General features: G+C 65.3%; 18 protein-coding genes and 1 pseudogene. 18 read left to right on the forward strand and 1 reads right to left on the reverse strand.

Features of this window, described 5'->3' with window-relative positions:
• The first annotated feature begins 42 nt into the window (after positions 1–42).
• The 14 genes from KDD17_RS02730 (at position 43) to mnhG (ending at position 12,667) form a co-directional block, all read left to right on the forward strand.
• Positions 43–963 (forward strand): branched-chain amino acid ABC transporter permease, encoded by a 921-nt coding sequence (locus tag KDD17_RS02730; protein ID WP_212705178.1) that lies wholly within the window; start codon positions 43–45, stop codon positions 961–963.
• On the forward strand, positions 960–1,943 hold the full coding sequence (locus KDD17_RS02735) for a branched-chain amino acid ABC transporter permease (RefSeq protein WP_212705179.1): 984 nt from the start codon (positions 960–962) through the stop codon (positions 1,941–1,943). Before KDD17_RS02730 ends, KDD17_RS02735 begins: the two co-directional genes overlap by 4 nt.
• Positions 1,936–2,685, forward strand: coding sequence for an ABC transporter ATP-binding protein (locus KDD17_RS02740; protein ID WP_212705180.1), 750 nt, complete (start codon positions 1,936–1,938; stop codon positions 2,683–2,685). The genes KDD17_RS02735 and KDD17_RS02740 overlap by 8 nt, the downstream gene beginning before the upstream one ends.
• Positions 2,682–3,368, forward strand: a complete 687-nt coding sequence (locus tag KDD17_RS02745; RefSeq protein WP_212705181.1) for an ABC transporter ATP-binding protein — start codon at positions 2,682–2,684, stop codon at positions 3,366–3,368. Before KDD17_RS02740 ends, KDD17_RS02745 begins: the two co-directional genes overlap by 4 nt.
• Position 3,369: 1 nt before the next feature.
• Complete coding sequence (locus KDD17_RS02750; RefSeq protein WP_212705182.1) at positions 3,370–3,777, forward strand: acyl-CoA thioesterase; 408 nt, start codon at positions 3,370–3,372, stop codon at positions 3,775–3,777.
• Complete coding sequence (locus tag KDD17_RS02755) at positions 3,774–4,172, forward strand: RidA family protein (RefSeq protein WP_212705183.1); 399 nt, start codon at positions 3,774–3,776, stop codon at positions 4,170–4,172. Before KDD17_RS02750 ends, KDD17_RS02755 begins: the two co-directional genes overlap by 4 nt.
• 54 nt (positions 4,173–4,226) lie before the next feature.
• Positions 4,227–5,681 (forward strand): aldehyde dehydrogenase family protein, encoded by a 1,455-nt coding sequence (locus tag KDD17_RS02760; RefSeq protein WP_212705184.1) that lies wholly within the window; start codon positions 4,227–4,229, stop codon positions 5,679–5,681.
• A gap of 80 nt (positions 5,682–5,761) precedes the next feature.
• On the forward strand, positions 5,762–6,499 hold the full coding sequence (locus KDD17_RS02765) for an SDR family oxidoreductase (RefSeq protein WP_212705185.1): 738 nt from the start codon (positions 5,762–5,764) through the stop codon (positions 6,497–6,499).
• Positions 6,500–6,697: 198 nt separating this feature from the next.
• Positions 6,698–9,565: a monovalent cation/H+ antiporter subunit A gene (locus tag KDD17_RS02770; RefSeq protein WP_212705186.1), complete on the forward strand. Its 2,868-nt coding sequence runs from the start codon at positions 6,698–6,700 to the stop codon at positions 9,563–9,565.
• 2 nt (positions 9,566–9,567) lie between these two features.
• A complete protein-coding gene (locus tag KDD17_RS02775; protein ID WP_212705187.1) occupies positions 9,568–9,921 on the forward strand; it encodes a Na+/H+ antiporter subunit C in 354 nt (117 codons plus the stop codon).
• On the forward strand, positions 9,918–11,492 hold the full coding sequence (locus KDD17_RS02780) for a monovalent cation/H+ antiporter subunit D (protein WP_212705188.1): 1,575 nt from the start codon (positions 9,918–9,920) through the stop codon (positions 11,490–11,492). The genes KDD17_RS02775 and KDD17_RS02780 overlap by 4 nt, the downstream gene beginning before the upstream one ends.
• Position 11,493: 1 nt before the next feature.
• Positions 11,494–11,994, forward strand: a complete 501-nt coding sequence (locus tag KDD17_RS02785) for a Na+/H+ antiporter subunit E (RefSeq protein ID WP_212705189.1) — start codon at positions 11,494–11,496, stop codon at positions 11,992–11,994.
• A 17-nt stretch (positions 11,995–12,011) separates the two neighbouring features.
• A complete protein-coding gene (locus KDD17_RS02790; protein WP_254796936.1) occupies positions 12,012–12,278 on the forward strand; it encodes a K+/H+ antiporter subunit F in 267 nt (88 codons plus the stop codon).
• Positions 12,275–12,667, forward strand: a complete 393-nt coding sequence (mnhG, locus tag KDD17_RS02795) for a monovalent cation/H(+) antiporter subunit G (RefSeq protein ID WP_212705191.1) — start codon at positions 12,275–12,277, stop codon at positions 12,665–12,667. Before KDD17_RS02790 ends, mnhG begins: the two co-directional genes overlap by 4 nt.
• On the opposite strand, the gene KDD17_RS02800 is transcribed toward mnhG, so the two are convergent.
• Positions 12,664–13,545, reverse strand: coding sequence for a LysR family transcriptional regulator (locus KDD17_RS02800; RefSeq protein WP_212705192.1), 882 nt, complete (start codon positions 13,543–13,545; stop codon positions 12,664–12,666). The two genes, mnhG and KDD17_RS02800, sit on opposite strands and share 4 nt — an antisense overlap.
• 90 nt (positions 13,546–13,635) lie before the next feature.
• Here KDD17_RS02800 and KDD17_RS02805 point away from each other — a divergent pair, with 90 nt between their 5' ends.
• The 4 genes and pseudogenes from KDD17_RS02805 (at position 13,636) to KDD17_RS02820 (ending at position 17,093) form a co-directional block, all read left to right on the forward strand.
• Positions 13,636–14,559: an NAD-dependent epimerase/dehydratase family protein gene (locus KDD17_RS02805; RefSeq protein ID WP_212705193.1), complete on the forward strand. Its 924-nt coding sequence runs from the start codon at positions 13,636–13,638 to the stop codon at positions 14,557–14,559.
• A 56-nt stretch (positions 14,560–14,615) separates the two neighbouring features.
• Positions 14,616–15,724 (forward strand): annotated as a pseudogene (locus KDD17_RS02810) (S-(hydroxymethyl)glutathione dehydrogenase/class III alcohol dehydrogenase).
• Between the two features lie 124 nt (positions 15,725–15,848).
• A complete protein-coding gene (locus KDD17_RS02815; RefSeq protein WP_212705194.1) occupies positions 15,849–16,625 on the forward strand; it encodes an SDR family NAD(P)-dependent oxidoreductase in 777 nt (258 codons plus the stop codon).
• Between the two features lie 9 nt (positions 16,626–16,634).
• Entirely contained in the window at positions 16,635–17,093 is a 459-nt protein-coding gene (locus KDD17_RS02820; RefSeq protein ID WP_212705195.1) for a (2Fe-2S)-binding protein, read from the forward strand.
• The last annotated feature ends 3 nt before the right edge of the window (positions 17,094–17,096 follow it).

A 17,096-nucleotide genomic window follows, 5' to 3' on the forward strand; every position in this document is an offset into this window, starting at 1 on the left:
ACGCGCCCCACGGGCGCCCGGATTCCCCATGCGGAGGCTGACATGTCCCTGATCCTATTCGCCGAACAGGTGCTGAACGGGCTACAGTACGGCGTGATGCTGTTCCTGATGGCCGCCGGCCTCACGCTGGTGTTCGGCGTGATGGGGCTGATCAATCTGGCGCATGGATCATTGTTCATGGTCGGCGCCTTTGCGGCGGCGGCGGTGGCGGGGGCCACTGGATCGTTTGCGCTGGCGCTTATCGCGGCGCTTGCGGCGGCGGCGGCGGCGGGTGCGCTGGTGGAGCTGCTGGTGATCCGGCGATTGTACGACCGCGATCACCTCGATCAGGTGCTGGCAACCTTTGCGCTGATCCTGATCTTTTCCGAAGGGACGCGCTGGATCTTTGGCTCCTTTCCTTTGTACCTCAATATTCCGTCGGCGCTTTCCGGGCCAATCGCGCTGCCCGGCGGCATCCAGTATCCGCTTTACCGGCTGACGTTGATCGGTATCGGGTTGGCGGTGGCGGTGGGCCTCTGGGCGCTGATCGCCAAGACGCGGCTGGGCATCCAGATCCAGGCCGGTGAGGCCGACCGCGAGATGATCGCCGCCCTCGGGGTCGATATCTCAAAGCTCTATACAATCGTGTTTGCGCTGGGCGCGGCGCTGGCGGGGCTTGCCGGTGCGCTGGTGGGGGCGATCCAATCGGTGCAGGTCGGCATGGGCGAGCCCGTGTTGATCGTGGCCTTCGTGGTGATCGTGATCGGCGGCATCGGCTCGATCAAGGGGGCGCTGGTGGGCGCGATCCTTGTGGGGCTGACCGACACGCTGGGCGGTGTGCTGCTGCCTGAGCTGTTCAAGCTATTCCTCGACAATTCCGCCGCCAGCTCCGTCGGCTCGGCGCTGGCGTCGATGCTGATCTATATCCTCATGGCCGCCGTGCTCATCTGGAAACCCACCGGATTGTTCGGAGCACGCGCATGAGCCGGGAAAGCCTTTTCAACGCCGCCGTCCTTTTGGGCCTCATCGCCTTTCCGCTCTGGGCGTGGAGCGTGGACGAGCCGTTCATGATCACGCTGGCGACCAAGGCGGCGATCCTCGCGCTTGCGGGCGTTGGCCTCAACATTGCGCTGGGTCTTGGCGGGCTGGTAAGTTTCGGCCACGCCACGTTTTTTGGCATCGGCGGCTACGCCATGGGGGTGCTGGCCAGCCACGCGCAGGTGTTCGATCCGATCTTCACCCAGCCGTTCGTGTTCGAGGGCAGCAAATCCATGCCGGTGATCTGGCTGTTCGCCATCGTGTTCTCGGGCCTCGCGGCGCTGGCGATTGGGGCGGTCAGCCTGCGCACCTCGGGCGTGTATTTCATCATGATCACGCTCGCCTTTGGGCAGATGTTTTACTATTTCACCATCAGCTGGCCCGCCTACGGGGGCGAGGACGGGCTGTCGATCTACGTGCGCAACGGGTTTCCGGGGCTCAACACGCTAGACCCGATCCAGTTCTACGCGATCTGTTTCACGATCCTCGCGCTGGTGCTGCTGTTCAACGCGCGGCTCGCGCGCTCGGCCTTTGGGCTGGCGCTGAACGCCGCGCGGCAATCGCCCATGCGGGTCGAAACGGTGGGGCTGAACCCCTACCGCCTGCGGCTCGTCGCCTTCGTGATCTCGGGCATGATCACCGGGCTTGCGGGCGCGCTTTTTGCCGATCTCAACCGCTTTGTCACGCCGTCGATGTTCAGCTGGCATCTGTCGGGCGAGCTGATCGTGTTCATCATTATCGGCGGCACCGCGCGGCTGCTGGGTCCGGTGGTCGGCGCCGTGGTGTTTGTGGGGCTTGAGCAGGTGCTGGGCGGGCTGTCGGACTATTGGCACATCTATCTGGGGCTTCTCCTGCTGTTCATCGTGCTCTTTGCGCGCGGCGGCATCATCGGCGGTATCGCCGGACGGGAGGCCGCGCATGAGTGATCCGATCCTGCAAACCCGTGGCATCAGCAAGACATTCGGCGCGCTGAAGGCCAGCAATGACATCTCGCTCGATCTGCGCGCGGGCGAAATCCACGCGCTGATCGGCCCCAACGGCGCGGGCAAATCCACGCTGATCAAACAGATCGCGGGCGGCCTCGCGCCCGACAGCGGCAGCGTGTGGCTGGGCGGTGAGGATGTGACCGCGCTCACCACGCCCGAGCGGGCGCGCAGCGGTCTGGGCCGCACCTTCCAGATCTCTGAGCTGGCGATGGAAGATACGGTTCTGCAAAACGCGACGCTGGGCGCGCTGGGGGCAGGGGCCTCGCCCTACAGCTTTTGGCAGCGCGCGCTGGGGCGCGGCGATCTGACGGAGGTGGCCCGCGCCGCCCTCGACCGTGTGGGGCTGGCGGAGAAGGCGCAAACCCGCACGTCAGAGCTGTCGCACGGGGAGCGGCGCCAGCTGGAGGTCGCCGTGGCGCTGACGCTCAAACCCCGGGCGTTCGTGATGGACGAGCCGATGGCGGGGCTGGGCACCGAAGGGTCGAAAACCATGACCGGTTTTCTCGACAGCCTGCGCGCCGAAGCGCCCATTCTGCTGGTCGAGCATGACATGGACGCGGTGTTCGCGCTGGCCGACCGCATCAGCGTGCTGGTCTACGGCGCAATCATCGCCACCGGCACCGTGGAGGAGATCCGCGCCAACGCGGACGTGCGCGCGGCCTATCTGGGGGATGACGCATGAGCCTGCTGACGCTGGAGACTGTTACCGCCTCATACGGCGCATCGCAGGCGCTGTTTGGCGTGTCCCTGCAGGTGGGCGAGGGCGAGGTGCTGGCCCTGATGGGGCGCAATGGCATGGGCAAATCCACAACGATCAAGACGATCTGCCGCCTGCTACCCGCCGCTGGGACGCTGGAATTCGACGGCCAGAACCTCAGCCGCCTGCCTGCGCACCGCGCCGCCCGTTTGGGTCTGGGGCTGGTGCCGGAGGGGCGCCGATGCTTTGCCCCGCTGACGGTGTGGGAAAACCTGCACGCCGCCGCCCGCCCCGGGGCGTGGGATGCGGCCAAGGTGGCGCAGCTGTTCCCCCGGCTGGCAGAGCGCCGCGATCAGGTGGCCGGATCGCTGTCGGGGGGCGAGCAGCAGATGCTCGCAATCGGCCGCGCGCTGATGACGAACCCGCGCCTGCTGATCCTCGATGAGGCGACCGAAGGGCTCGCCCCGCTGGTGCGCCAAGAGATCTGGGACGCCATCGCCCTGCTGAAACGGGACACGGGCATGGCGATCCTTGTGGTGGACAAATCCCTGCGCGAACTGGGCAGCATCGCCGACCGCGCCGTGATCCTCGAGCGCGGGCGCGACGTTTGGCAAGGTGCGATGGCCGATCTGGATGAGGCCACCACAACGCAATATCTGGGCGTCTGACATGGCCTTCGACTTTCCCCAAAAGGTGCTGTTCAAGCACTGCGATCCGGCCGGCATCGTGTTTTATCCCCGCTATTTCGAGATGATCAACGACTGCGTCGAGGCGTTTTTCAGCGATGTGATCGGCGTGCCCTTCGAGGTGCTGTTGCGTGACGGCGGCGTGCCCACGGCGGAGATCGCGGTAAAATTCCGCGCGCCGTCGCGCCACGGTGACCGGCTGATCCTCAGCCTTGAGCCGGTGACACTTACGCCCAAAAGCTTTGCGCTGAAAATCACCGCAACCTGCGCGGGCGAGGTCCGCTTTGTCTCTGACTCCACCCTTGTTTACGTCGGCTCCGACGGGCGCGCCGCCCCCTGGCCCGACGCCATTCTGACCCCCCTCATTCAATTCAGCGAGGACACACCATGAGCCACCAGATCATCCAGCCCGAAGGCTGGGCGCCCGCCAAAGGCTACGCCAACGGCGTGCTGACCGAGGACGGCACGCTGTATGTCGGCGGCCAGATCGGCTGGACCGCGCAGCAGACGTTTGAGGCGCATGATTTCATCGGCCAGATGGAGCAGGCGCTGAAGAATATCGTCGCCGTGGTCGAGGCCGCGGGTGGCGTGCCCGCCGATATCGTGCGGCTGACGTGGTTCGTGACGTCCAAGAAAACCTACCTCGCCCACCAGCGCGAAATCGGCGAAGTCTACCGCCGCGTGATCGGGCGCAGCTTTCCGGCGATGTCGATGCTGGTGGTGTCGGAGCTGGTCGAGGATGAGGCATTGCTTGAGATCGAGGCGACGGCAAAGATCGCGCGCTGAGCCCTTGCGCGCGGGGCGCTTGCCGGTCAGACTTTACCTGACAGGAGAGCCGCCATGACCATTCGCCCCCTCGACGTTGATCCCTCCCACTGCCTGATTGGCGGTATCTGGGGCCCCTGTGCCTCGGGCGGAACGCTGCCGTTGATTGATCCGTCCGACGGGCAGACCCTGTGCCGGATCGCGGCGGGCAGGGCGGAGGATATCGACCGCGCCGTGGCCGCCGCGCGGGCGGCGTTCGACGGGGCGTGGGGCCGCATGACCGCGCCGGAGCGGGGGCGTATCCTGCACCGTCTGGGCGCGCTGGTGCTGGAGCATACGGACACGCTCGCCGCCCTTGAGGCCGAGGACGTGGGCAAGCCCCTGTCGCAGGCGCGCGCGGATGTGATCGCGCTGGCGCGCTACATGGAGTTCTACGCAGGCGCGGTGGACAAGCTGCACGGCACCACGATCCCTTATCTGCAAGGCTATACCGTCTACACCCTGCGTGAGCCTCACGGGGTGACCGGGCATATCGTGCCGTGGAATTACCCGATGCAGATCATCGGGCGCTCGGTCGGGGCGGCGTTGGCGGCGGGCAATGCCTGCGTGCTGAAACCCGCCGAAGAGGCCTGCCTGACCGCGCTCGCCTTTGGCGAGCTGGCGCAGCGCGCGGGGCTGCCTGCGGGGGCGCTCAATATCGTGCCGGGCAGGGGGGACGAGGCCGGTGCCGCGCTGAGCGGGCATGCGGGCGTCGATCATATTTCCTTTACAGGATCGGTGGTTACGGGGCGCGCGGTGCAGACGGCGGCGGCGCAGCATGTGGTGCCCGTCACGCTGGAGCTGGGAGGCAAATCCCCGCAGCTGGTGTTCGACGATGCGGATATCGACGCGGCGCTGCCGTTTCTGGTCAACGCAGGGATTCAGAACGCCGGGCAGACGTGTTCGGCATCGTCGCGCATTCTGGTGCAGCGGGGCGTCTACGGTGAGGTTTGCGCGCGTATGGCCGAACGCTACGCCGCCCTGCGCGCGGGCCCCGCGATGCAGGATCTGGACCTTGGACCCGTTGTTTCCAAACGACAAAAAGAGATCATCGAGGGCCATATCGCCAAAGCCGGCGATCTGACCCTGCTGGCCGAGGGGCAGGTGATCGACGCAGCGCCCGCGGGCGGCGCCTATGTGGCGCCCCGGCTCTATGAGGGGGTGCCCCCGGATCATCCGCTGGCGCAGGAAGAGATATTTGGCCCCGTGCAGGTGCTGATCCCCTTCGAGGATGAGGCCGAGGCGGTGGCGATTGCGAATGGCACGGAGTACGGGCTGGTCGCCTCGGTCTGGACGCGGGACGGGGCGCGGCAGATGCGGCTGGCGCGGGCGCTGCGGGCGGGTCAGGTGTTTCTGAACAACTACGGTGCCGGCGGCGGGGTGGAGCTGCCGTTTGGGGGTGCGGGCCTGTCGGGACACGGGCGCGAAAAGGGGTTCGAGGCGCTCTACGGCTTCACCGCGCTCAAGACCGTGGCGGCGCATCATGGCTAGGAAAACAGGGTACACCGGGCGTACACACGCCGTGCACCGGGCGTGCACCGACGGGTGCAGCGGTGAAAGGGAGGGATCACATGCGGCTTGAAGGGAAAACGGCGATCGTCACGGGCGGTGCGCAGGGGTTCGGAGAGGGGATCGTGCGCAAATTCGTGGCCGAGGGCGCGCGGGTTCTGATCGCGGATCTGAACGACGCCGGCGCGCTGGCCGCCGAACTGCCCGGCACGACCACCACGCGGACGGATGTGGCCGACGCGGCCTCGGTCGACGCGATGGTCGGCGCGGCGATGGACGCCTGGGGGCGCATCGACATTGTCGTCAACAACGCGGGCACGACCCATTTGCCGACCCCCCTAGCCGAGGTCAGCGAAGCGGATTTTGACCGGGTGTTCGCGGTGAACTGCAAGTCGATCTATCTGATCGCCCGTGCGGTGGTGCCGGGGATGCAGGCGGCGGGCAGCGGCGTGATCCTGAACGTGTCGTCAACGGCGGGGCTCAGCCCGCGTCCAAACCTCAACTGGTACAATGCCTCAAAGGGCTGGGTGAACACGGCGACCAAGACGATGGCGGTGGAACTGGCGCCCTCGGGTATCCGGGTGAACGCGCTCAACCCCGTGGCGGGGGAGACGCCGCTGTTGAAGTCCTTTATGGGGGAGGACACGCCAGAGGTGCGCGCCAAGTTCCTCGCCACCATCCCGCTGGGCCGGTTTTCGACGGCGCAGGACATGGGCAACGCCGCGTGTTTCCTGTGCTCGGACGAGGCGAGCATGATCACCGGCACGCTGATGGAAGTCGACGGCGGGCGCTGCATCTGAGGGTGCGGGCGCGCCCATCGTGCCGTTTTCCGACAAAACCCGTCGAAAATGGGCCGAAACCTGCGCCGCAGCACTGGTCCTCGGGGCGAAACAACCCTAAATTGCGGGTGAGTGATTTGACATCATCGCCAAAGTTTTCGACTAAAGCGGAACAATAATACCCTTCGGCAAAAGAAGGGCCACCAACATGGAGTGCACGTGTCCTTACTTTTGATCGTCGCTTTGCCGTTTCTGGGGGCGCTGCTGCCCGGGTTGATGAACCAAGCGGGCCGCGCCGCCTGTGCGGGGGTCACGTTCACCGTCACGCTGGCCGCCTTTGTCGGATTGATGACGAACCTGCCCGCCGTGATGGCGGGGGAGATGGTGACATTCCGCGCCGACTGGATCCCGTCGCTGGGGATCAACTTTACGCTGATGCTCGATGCGCTTGGGTTCTTCTTTGCCACGCTGATCCTCGGCATCGGGATGCTGATCATCATCTACGGGCGGTTCTACCTCGCGCGTAAGGACAACATGGGTGAGTTTTTCACCTATCTGCTGCTGTTCCAGGGCGCGATGGTGGGGATCGTTCTGAGCGATAACATACTGCTTTTGCTGGTGTTCTGGGAGCTGACATCGCTGTCGTCCTTCCTGCTGATTGGCTATTGGAAGCATCTGCCCGAAGGCCGGCAAGGCGCGCGCATGGCGCTGACCGTGACCGGCATGGGGGGGCTGGCGCTGATCGGGGGGCTGCTGATCCTGGGGCAGATCGCGGGCAGCTATGATCTGAGCGTGATCCTGCAGAACCGCGAGATCATTCAGGAAAGCCCGCTGTATCTGCCCGCCCTCTTGCTGATCCTGCTGGGGTGTTTCACCAAATCGGCGCAATTCCCGTTCCATTTCTGGTTGCCGCACGCGATGGCGGCGCCCACGCCGGTGTCGGCCTATCTGCACTCGGCCACGATGGTGAAGGCGGGGATTTTCATGATGGCGCGGCTGTGGCCGGTGCTGTCGGGCACGCCTGAGTGGTTTGTGATCGTCACTACCGCCGGGCTGATCACGATGGTGCTGGGCGCGGTGATCGCGCTGTTCAAGCATGATCTGAAGGCGTTGCTGGCGTTCTCGACGGTGTCGCATCTGGGGCTGATTACGATGTTGCTGGGCACCGGCACGGCGTTTGGCGCGATGGCGGCGATCTTTCACATCCTCAACCACGCGACGTTCAAGGCGGCGCTGTTCATGTCGGCGGGCATCGTCGATCACGAGGCGCATACGCGCGACATTCGCCGTCTGGGTGGGTTGCGCCGGCTGATGCCGATCACCTTTGTGATTGCCACGCTGGCGGCGCTGTCGATGGCGGGGATTCCACTGCTCAACGGCTTTCTCAGCAAGGAGCAGATGTTGGAAGAGGCGACGCGCACGGTATTGTTCGATACGTGGTGGCTGGTGCCGGCGTTGGCGACCCTTGGCTCGGTCTTTTCGGCGGCCTATTGCTTCCGCCTGATCGGGCACACGTTCATGGGTCCGGTGCGCGACGACTACCCGGCGAAGCCGCATGATCCGCCGTTCGGCATGTGGGGGCCGCCCGCGCTTTTGGTGGTGCTGGTCGTGGCAATCGGGGTGGCGCCATTTCTGGCGGAGCCTGCGGTCAAGGGCGTGGTCGCCGCCGTTCTGGGCGAGGCGGCAGAGGTGCCCAAGGCGTATTTCAAGATCTGGCACGGGCTGGTGCCGGCACTCTACATGTCCATCGCGGCGGTGGTCGGCGGGTTGATCCTGCTGGCGCTGTTCAACCCGCTGTTGCGGATGTGGGACGCCACCCCGCGCCCCGAGGCAAAGCCGATCTTTGAGGGGCTGGTCGAGGCGGTGGCGGCGTTGGCCAAGCGCGTGACCTATGCGCTGCACAACGGCGCGTTCTCGCGCTATGGGGCGATCATGGCGGTGACGGTGATCGTGGCGGGATATTACGCCTGGGTCAGTGGCACGGTGGCGCCCCCCACGCGGCAGATGCAGCCTGCGGGCGCGATTGAAGTTGCGGGCTGGTGCATGCTGGTCGCGGCGGTGCTGGGCATGGTGTTCCTGCACCGTAACCGGCTGCTCTCACTGGTGCTGATCGGCATCGTGGGGCTGATGGTGTCGGTGGGCTTCGTGTTCTTCTCCGCGCCGGATCTGGCGATGACGCAGATCACGGTCGAGGTGGTCACGACGATCCTGCTGTTGCTGGCGCTGAATTTCCTGCCCAACGAGACGCCGGTGGAATCGAGCGTGCTGCGCCGGGTGCGGGATGTGACCGTAGCGGTGGCGGGCGGGCTCGCCGCACTTGCGCTGAGCTGGCACTACCTGCTGCGCGACGCCGTGAGCAGCCCGATTTCCGAATTCCATCTGGCCAACAGCTACAAGGGCGGAGGCGGCACGAATGTCGTGAACGTGATCCTTGTGGATTTCCGCGGCTTTGACACCTTTGGCGAGATCATCGTGCTGGGGATCGCGGCGGTGCTGATCTATGCGCTGACGGAATCGCTGCTGAACGGGCCCGTGCGCGCGCGTCTGCTGAACCGTCGGCCCGACAAGCCGCTGGCGGGCGACATGCATCCGATGATGATGGTGGTGCTGACGCGGGTGTTGTTCCCGGTGGTGATGCTGGTGGCGTTCTACATCTTCCTGCGCGGCCACAATGAGCCGGGCGGCGGGTTCATCTCGGGTCTGGTCGCCTCGATCGGGCTGGTGATGCAATATATGGCGAGCGGGTACAGCTGGACGACCGCGCGGCAACGCTATCCGCACCACGGGGTGATCGGGGCGGGCGTGCTGATCGCCGGTCTGACGGGCATCGGCAGCTGGTTTGTGGGCAAGCCGTTCCTGACCTCCGATTTCACCTACGTGCGCATCCCGCCGTTTCAGGAGTTTGAGCTGGCGACGGCGGCCTTGTTCGATCTGGGCGTGTTCCTCGCCGTGGTCGGCGCGGTGATGCTGTCGCTTGACGGGTTCTCGCGCCTCGCACGGCGCGCCCACACCAAGGAAAGCGAACACGCGATGGATATCAATCCGAGCCGCAGCGAGAATGCCGCGCTCAAAGGGCAGGGGGTCTGAGCATGGAATTTCTTGTGGCCTCAGCCATCGGCATTCTCACTGCGGGGGGGCTGTATCTGGTGATGCGTCTGCGCACCTTTCCGGTGATCCTGGGCGTGTCGTTGCTGACCTATGCGGTCAACGTGTTCCTGTTCGCCTCGGGGCGGTTGGTCACCGGCGCGCCGCCGATCCTGACGGATGCGACCGTTTATACCGATCCGCTGCCGCAGGCGCTGGTGCTGACGGCGATCGTCATCAGCTTTGGCATGACGGCGGTGATCGTGATGATCGCGCTGGGCGCCTATCTGGGCACGAACGATGACCACGTGGACGACGCCCCCGCCAAAGAGGCCCGGCGGGCGGAGGATGCGACATGACCCATTGGCTGATCGCTCCGGTCGTCATTCCGGCGCTGCTGGCGCCGTTCATCATCCTTGCCGCGCGCTATCACATCGGGATCCAGAGGGTCGTGAATGTGGCGGGCGTGCTGGGCATTCTGGCCGTGGCGCTGGGGCTGATGGTGCAGACCGCCGATGGCACCGTGCTGCTGTACCAGCTGGGCGACTGGGCCGCGCCCTTTGGCATCGTGCTGGTGGGCGACCGGTTGTCGACGATGATGGTGGTGCTGATGGCGCTGCTGGCGCTGTGCGTGCTGCTCTATGCCATCGGGTCGGGATGGGACGAACGCGGGCGGCATTTCCACGCGCTGTTCCAGTTCCAGCTGATGGGCATCGCGGGCGCGTTCCTGACGGGGGATTTGTTCAACCTCTTCGTGTTCTTCGAGGTGCTGCTGATCGCGAGCTACGGTTTGCTGATCCACGGCGGCGGGAACAAGCGGATGCGGGCGGGCGTGCAATATGTGCTGTTCAACCTGCTGGGATCGACGCTGTTTCTGTTCGCGCTGGGCGCGATCTATGCGGAGACCGGCACGCTGAATATGGCGGATCTGGCGCAGCGGGCCGAGTTGATCCCGGCTGACGGCACGGTGGGCATCCGCGTGGCCGCCGTGTTGCTGATCCTCGTGTTCGCGATCAAGGCGGCGGTGGTGCCGCTGCATTTCTGGCTGATCTCAAGCTATGCCGAAGCGCCCGGCCCGGTGGCCGCGCTGTTTGCGATCATGACCAAGGTGGGCGCCTACGCGATCATCCGCGTCTATACGATGGTCTTTCCGCCCGAGCTGGAGGCGACGGCGGGGCTGCACACCGATTGGCTGTTGCCGGTGGCGCTTTTGGGGCTGGCGGTGGGTGCGGTGGGCGTGCTGGCGGCGAAAAAGCTCGACCGTCTGGTGGCCTTTGCGATTGTCGGATCGATGGGCACGGTGATGACGGCGGTGGGACTGTTCACGCCCGTGTCGATTGCCACGGCGCTCTACTACATGATCCATTCGACGCTGGCGGCGGCGGCGCTGTTCCTGATCGTGGATCTGGTGCGCCACAGCCGCGACAGCCTGAAGCTGCGCCTTGAGGCGCCGGTCGCGGGCGGTGCATTGATTGCGGGGATGTTCATGCTTGCGGGGATTGCCATGGCGGGCCTGCCGCCGGTGTCGGGCTTTCTGGGCAAGCTGATGGTGTTGCAGGCGGGGTTCACCCATCCCCTGGCCGTGTGGATCTGGGCCGTGGTGCTGATCGGCAGTCTGATCACGGTGGTGGGATTCGCGCGCGCGGGATCGGTCGTGTTCTGGAAGGCGCAGGCGGATGCCGCCCCCGTTGCCGCGTCGGGACAAAGCGCACCCGCGCCGCTGGCCTTCGTGGCCGTGGGCGCGCTGCTGGCGCTGATTGTGGTGCATACGGTGTTTGCCGGCCGCATCTATGCCTATACGACCGCCACGGCGCAGCAGCTGTTTGCGCCGGACGCCTACCTGGAAACCGTGCTGGGCACGCCCGGCAAGCTGAGCGATGGCGGCAAGGATGCCTACGGCGACGCGGCCAAAGCGGAAGGGGAGAATTGAGATGACACGTCTGTTCAACTGGCTCTTCCCGCATCCGCTGCTGACTATCCTGCTGGCGGTGGTCTGGACCCTGCTGCAAAACCAGATCACGGCGGGGATGGTCGTGTTTGGCCTGATCCTCGGCACGATCATCCCGCGCCTGACAGAGCCGTTCTGGCCCGAGCGCCCCAAGGGCATCCACACGGTGAAATTCCTGCGCTACGCGGTGATGGTGCTGTGGGATATCATGGTGGCAAACGTGCAGGTGGCGTGGATCGTGCTGACGGTCTCGAATGACAAGCTCAAGCCCGCGTGGATCACCATCCCGCTGGATCTGCGCAAGCCCGAGGCGATCACGATCCTTGCGGGCACGATCACGCTGACGCCCGGCACCGTCTCGGCGGATTTGTCGACCAGCGGGCATTACCTGTTGGTGCATGTGCTGCATACCGACGACCCGGAAGCCGAGCGGGACACGATCAAGGCGCGCTATGAGGCGCCGCTGAAGGAGATATTCGCATGATGGATCCGACCGAACTGATGACCTACGCCATTCGCGGTGCCTTTATCGTGGTGGGGCTGTGCCAGATCATGGCGATGATCCGCGTTGTCATCGGCCCCTCGACGGGCGACCGCATTCTCGCGCTGGATACAATGGTGGTCAACGCCATTGGCCTCATCGTGCTGATGGGGCTGAGCCAGGGCAGCCGGATCTATTTCGAAGCCTCGCTGATCATCGCGATGCTGGGTTTCGTGTCGACGGTCGCCTACGCGCGGTTCGTACTGCGGGGGGACATCATCGAATGAATTGGGAACTGGTGGCAACCTGGGGCGTGATCGTGTGCCTTGTCGTTGGGTCGATCTTTACGCTGGTGGGCGCGATTGGCCTTTTGAAGTTCAACGATGGCATGACGCGTCTGCACGCGCCCACAAAGGTGGGCACGGTCGGTGTCGGCTCGTTGTTGCTGGCGTCGATCATCTACGGTTTTGCCTTCGGCGATGGGGCCTGGCACGAGGTGCTGATCATGGCATTCCTGTTCGTGACGGCGCCAATTTCGGCCAATTTCATCGCCAAGGTGACCATGCACAAACGCGCCTGTGACACGCCGCCGGCGCTGGAGGGGGGCGAGGTCTGGGCGACATACGATGTGCCGCCCGAGGATACGCCCGAGCCCGAGATTCGGGCGGGCCGCTAAAGCGCGGCGAAACAGTCGGCGAGGTGGTCGAAAACCATCCGCACCCGCGGGCTCATGCGCAGTTCCTGATGCGCGGTAAGCCAGACGGGCAGCGTACCGATATCGATGTCCGGCCAGACGCGCGTGAGGGTGGGGTCATCCTCGCCCATCCTGGCCTGGGCAAATCCGATGCCGACGCCTGCGCGCAGCATCTCCCAGCAGACGACCTGGTCGTCGGAGCGGATGGCGAAGAGGGTGCGATCGGCTTCGATGCCGAAGGCCCGCATGCCGTCGATGATCCGCGTGTCGCGGTCGTAGCCGATGAGCGTGTGGCGGTGCATGTCCTCCGGGCCCTTGGGCGTGCCGTGCCGGGCGACGTAGGATTTGGCGGCAAAGATGCCCAGCGGCAGCTCCGCGATCTTGCGGGTGATCAGGTCCCCTTGGGTCGGCCGGTACATGCGCAGCGCCAGATCGGCCTCGCGGCGCAGCAGGTTATTGCTGTGGTCCGTGGCGACGATGTCGATCTGCAATTGTGGGGCGCGGGCGTGCAGCGACGCGATCATCGGGGGCAGCAGGTAGGTCGCGGCGATCTGGCTTGCCGTCAGCCGCACGGTGCCCGCCAGCGCGTCGTCGTGGGCGTGCGCGAGGCTCAGCGCCGCGGCGGCATCGGCCATCTGGCGGGTCTGGCGCTGGATCGCGTGGCCCTCGGGCGTGAGTTCAAGCCGGTTTTGCGCCCGCTCGAACAGGCGCGTGCCAAGGTGCTGTTCGAGCTGCGTCAGGTGACGGCTGAGCGTGGGCTGGCTGCTGCCGGAGGCGCGGGCGGCGGCAGACAAGGATCCGTGCGCGCAGATCGCCGCGAAGGATTCGAGCAGGTGCCAGGGAAGAGATTTGGTATCCATATTTGAATGGTGATATCGGATTCCAGTCAATTTTGCACGCAAAATTTCTCGGCTAGGGTCTTTTTAGTCAACAGATGAAAGGACACTGCGATGACACAGACAGTTGTAATTCTGGGCGCGAACGGGCGCTTTGGCCGCGCCGCCGTAGAAGCATTCAAGGCACGGGGCTGGGACGTGCGCCGGGTGACCCGCAAGGGCGAGAATGGCGCCGTTGCCTGTGATGCGATGGATGGGGCGGCGGTGATCCGCGCCTGTGCCGGGGCGGATGTGATCGTGCACGCGCTCAACCCGCTCTACACCGATTGGGTGCGGGTGCTGCCGGTGCACACGGCCAATGTGATCGCCGCCGCGCGGGCCTGCGGGGCGCGGGTGATGATCCCCGGCAATGTCTATCCCTTTGGCACCGAGGACGGCCCGTGGTGCGAGGATACCGTTCAGACCCCGCAAAGCCGCAAGGGCGCGCTGCGCGTCACGATGGAGCAGCGGTTTGCCGCCAGCGGCGTGCCGACGATCGTGTTGCGGGGCGGGGATTTCATCGAGGGCGTCGATACCGGCAATTGGTTCGAGAGCTATATCACCAAGGATGTGCACAAGGGCCGGATCACCTATCCCGGGCGTCTGGACGCAGTCCATGCCTGGGCCTACCTGCCGGATATGGCCCGTGCGATGGTCGCGCTGGCCGAGATCGAGACGACGCTGTCACCGTTCGAAGTGCTGCACTACGAAGGGCTGAGCCTGACCGGCGCGCAGCTGATCGACGCGATCGCGGCGCGGTGCGGCGCGCCCCTGCGGGTCAAGCGGTTTCCGTGGTGGTTGATCCGCGCGATAGCTCCCTTCAGCCCGCTGATGCGCGAGGTGGTCGAGATGCGGTATCTTTGGGATCATCCGCACCGGCTGGACGGCACCCGCCTGCGCGCGCTGATCCCCGATCACCGTGACACGCCCCTGGCGGAGGTTATGGCGCAGGTGCTGCCGGCGCCCCAGCCGGGCGATGCGGCGCCTCAGGCGGCTTGACAAGGGGGCGTGCAATCTATCCTCCTGCGGGAAACCACAGGAGGACCCTTGCCATGATGAAAACCCGTGCCGCCGTTGCCGTTGAAGCCGGAAAACCGCTTGAGATCATGGAGGTGAACCTTGAGGGGCCAAAGGCCGGGGAGGTGCTGGTCGAGATCAAGGCCACCGGTCTGTGCCACACCGATGAGTTCACCCGGTCGGGCGACGATCCCGAGGGGATCTTTCCCGCGATCCTTGGCCACGAGGGCGCGGGCGTCGTGCTGGAAGTGGGTGAGGGCGTGACCACGCTGGAAGTGGGCGACCATGTGATCCCGCTTTATACGCCCGAGTGTCGGGAGTGTGAGTACTGCCTCAGTGGCAAGACCAACCTGTGCCAGGCGATCCGCGGCACGCAGGGGCAGGGGTTGCTGCCCGATGGCACGACGCGGTTTTCGATGCTCGATGGCACGCCGATCTATCACTACATGGGCTGTTCGACCTTCGCCAACCACACCGTCGTGCCCGAAATCGCGCTGGCCAAAGTCCGCAAGGACGCGCCGTTTGACAAGATCTGCTATATCGGCTGCGGCGTGACCACGGGCATCGGCGCAGTCATCAACACTGCCAAGGTCGAGATCGGCGCGCGCTGCGTGGTGTTTGGCCTGGGCGGGATCGGGTTGAACGTCATTCAGGGGCTCAAGATGGCGGGGCGGATCAGATCGTGGGCGTCGATCTGAACGACGACAAGGAAGAGATGGGCCGCCGGTTTGGCATGACCGATTTTGTGAACCCCAAGGGGATCGACGACATCGTGGCGCATCTGGTGGAGCTGACGGGCGGCGGGGCGGATTATTCCTTTGACGCCACCGGCAACACCAAGGTCATGCGCGACGCGCTGGAATGTGCGCACAAGGGCTGGGGGGAGAGCATCATCATCGGTGTGGCGCCCGCGGGGGCGGAGATTTCGACGCGGCCCTTCCAGTTGGTGACGGGGCGCGTCTGGCGCGGCACCGCCTTTGGCGGCGCCAAGGGGCGGACGGACGTGCCCAAGATCGTGGATTGGTACATGGGTGGCAAGATCGAGATCGACCCGATGATCACGCACAAGCTGACGCTGGATGAGATCAACCACGGGTTCGACCTGATGCACGAAGGCAAATCCATCCGCGCCGTCGTCGAGTTCTAGGCGCCCGGCGGGCAAAGTCGCGCATGGCGCGGTCCGCTGCCCCGACGGAAGCGGCCCGCTCTTGCCGTTGACTTGTGGGGCGCTGTGCTTAGCTTGAGGGGATACCCCGAACAGGAGGCTTCGCATGGCCAATCTCGCTCTCATCACCGGCGCGTCGTCTGGCATCGGCGCGGAATTCGCCCGATACCACGCCCGGCGCGGCGGCGATGTCATTCTGACAGCGCGCAGTGCGGACAAGCTGGACGCCCTGGCCGAAGAGCTGCGCGAGGCCCATGGCATCACCGCGCATGTCTTTGCCGTCGATCTGGGCGCCCCCGGTGGCGCCGATGATCTGGCCGCGAAAGTGGACGCGGCGGGGCTTGAGGTCGAGATCCTGATCAACAATGCGGGCTTTGGCGGGCAGGGCGCGCATGTGGATCGTGATCTGGACGATGAGCGGGCGATGATCGACCTGAACGTCACGGCGCTGGTGACGCTTTGCCACCATTTCGGCGGGCGCATGGCCGCGCGGGGCAAGGGGCGGATTCTGAACGTGAGCTCCACCGCCGGCTTCATGCCGGGGCCGTTGCAGGCGATTTATTTCGCGACAAAGGCGTTTGTGAAAAGCTTTTCCGAAGCATTGGATCAGGAGCTGCGGCCCAAGGGTGTCACCGTGACCCTGCTGGCGCCCGGCTATGTCGAGACGGGATTTGCCGATCGCGCCGATCTGCACGGCACCGGGTTGGTGAAGGGCGGTGGTAAATCGGCCAAATCGGTGGCCAAACACGGCTATGACGCGATGCGCCGGGGGGCGCTGGTCACGGTGAACGAGGGGCCGCTTGGCTTTATGGTGGATTGGGTCATTCCGCTTCTGCCCCGGCGCGCGGTGCTGAAGATGGTCGAACGGATGCAAAAGAAATAGGAGCGGGCGATGAAACTGACGGTCAACGGAACCGAGCATGAGGTCGACGTCGAGCCGGACATGCCCCTTTTGTGGGTGTTGCGCGACGAGCTGGGGATCACCGGCGTGAAATACGGCTGCGGCATCGCGCAATGCGGGGCCTGCACGGTGCATGTGGACGGGGTCGCGGTGCGGTCGTGCCAGCTGGCCGCCGCCGATCTGGACGGGGAGGTGACCACCATCGAGGGGCTGGGCACACCCGAGACGCTGCACGCGGTGCAGCAGGCGTGGGTCGAACATCAGGTGGCGCAATGCGGGTATTGCCAGTCGGGGCAGATGATGCAGGCGGCCTCGTTCCTCGATCTCAATCCGGAACCGTCGGATGACCAGATCGACGCGGCGATGAGCGGGAACCTGTGCCGCTGCGGCACCTATCCGCGGATCCGCGCCGCTGTGAAAACCGCCGCCACCAAGCTTCAGGAGGTCTGAGCC

The organism is Sulfitobacter albidus (assembly GCF_018200035.1).
In the GTDB taxonomy this organism is placed as follows: domain Bacteria; phylum Pseudomonadota; class Alphaproteobacteria; order Rhodobacterales; family Rhodobacteraceae; genus Sulfitobacter; species Sulfitobacter albidus.

Excerpts from the sequence above, each read along its gene's own strand:
- KDD17_RS02730 (WP_212705178.1), top strand. The coding sequence starts at position 43 with ATGTCCCTGATCCTATTCGCCGAACAGGTGCTGAACGGGCTACAGTAC.
- KDD17_RS02735 (WP_212705179.1), top strand. The coding sequence starts at position 960 with ATGAGCCGGGAAAGCCTTTTCAACGCCGCCGTCCTTTTGGGCCTCATC.
- KDD17_RS02740 (WP_212705180.1), top strand. The coding sequence starts at position 1,936 with ATGAGTGATCCGATCCTGCAAACCCGTGGCATCAGCAAGACATTCGGC.
- KDD17_RS02745 (WP_212705181.1), top strand. The coding sequence starts at position 2,682 with ATGAGCCTGCTGACGCTGGAGACTGTTACCGCCTCATACGGCGCATCG.
- KDD17_RS02750 (WP_212705182.1), top strand. The coding sequence starts at position 3,370 with ATGGCCTTCGACTTTCCCCAAAAGGTGCTGTTCAAGCACTGCGATCCG.
- KDD17_RS02755 (WP_212705183.1), top strand. The coding sequence starts at position 3,774 with ATGAGCCACCAGATCATCCAGCCCGAAGGCTGGGCGCCCGCCAAAGGC.
- KDD17_RS02760 (WP_212705184.1), top strand. The coding sequence starts at position 4,227 with ATGACCATTCGCCCCCTCGACGTTGATCCCTCCCACTGCCTGATTGGC.
- KDD17_RS02765 (WP_212705185.1), top strand. The coding sequence starts at position 5,762 with ATGCGGCTTGAAGGGAAAACGGCGATCGTCACGGGCGGTGCGCAGGGG.
- KDD17_RS02775 (WP_212705187.1), top strand. The coding sequence starts at position 9,568 with ATGGAATTTCTTGTGGCCTCAGCCATCGGCATTCTCACTGCGGGGGGG.
- KDD17_RS02780 (WP_212705188.1), top strand. The coding sequence starts at position 9,918 with ATGACCCATTGGCTGATCGCTCCGGTCGTCATTCCGGCGCTGCTGGCG.
- KDD17_RS02785 (WP_212705189.1), top strand. The coding sequence starts at position 11,494 with ATGACACGTCTGTTCAACTGGCTCTTCCCGCATCCGCTGCTGACTATC.
- KDD17_RS02790 (WP_254796936.1), top strand. The coding sequence starts at position 12,012 with ATGACCTACGCCATTCGCGGTGCCTTTATCGTGGTGGGGCTGTGCCAG.
- mnhG (WP_212705191.1), top strand. The coding sequence starts at position 12,275 with ATGAATTGGGAACTGGTGGCAACCTGGGGCGTGATCGTGTGCCTTGTC.
- KDD17_RS02800 (WP_212705192.1), bottom strand. The coding sequence starts at position 13,545 with ATGGATACCAAATCTCTTCCCTGGCACCTGCTCGAATCCTTCGCGGCG.
- KDD17_RS02805 (WP_212705193.1), top strand. The coding sequence starts at position 13,636 with ATGACACAGACAGTTGTAATTCTGGGCGCGAACGGGCGCTTTGGCCGC.
- KDD17_RS02815 (WP_212705194.1), top strand. The coding sequence starts at position 15,849 with ATGGCCAATCTCGCTCTCATCACCGGCGCGTCGTCTGGCATCGGCGCG.
- KDD17_RS02820 (WP_212705195.1), top strand. The coding sequence starts at position 16,635 with ATGAAACTGACGGTCAACGGAACCGAGCATGAGGTCGACGTCGAGCCG.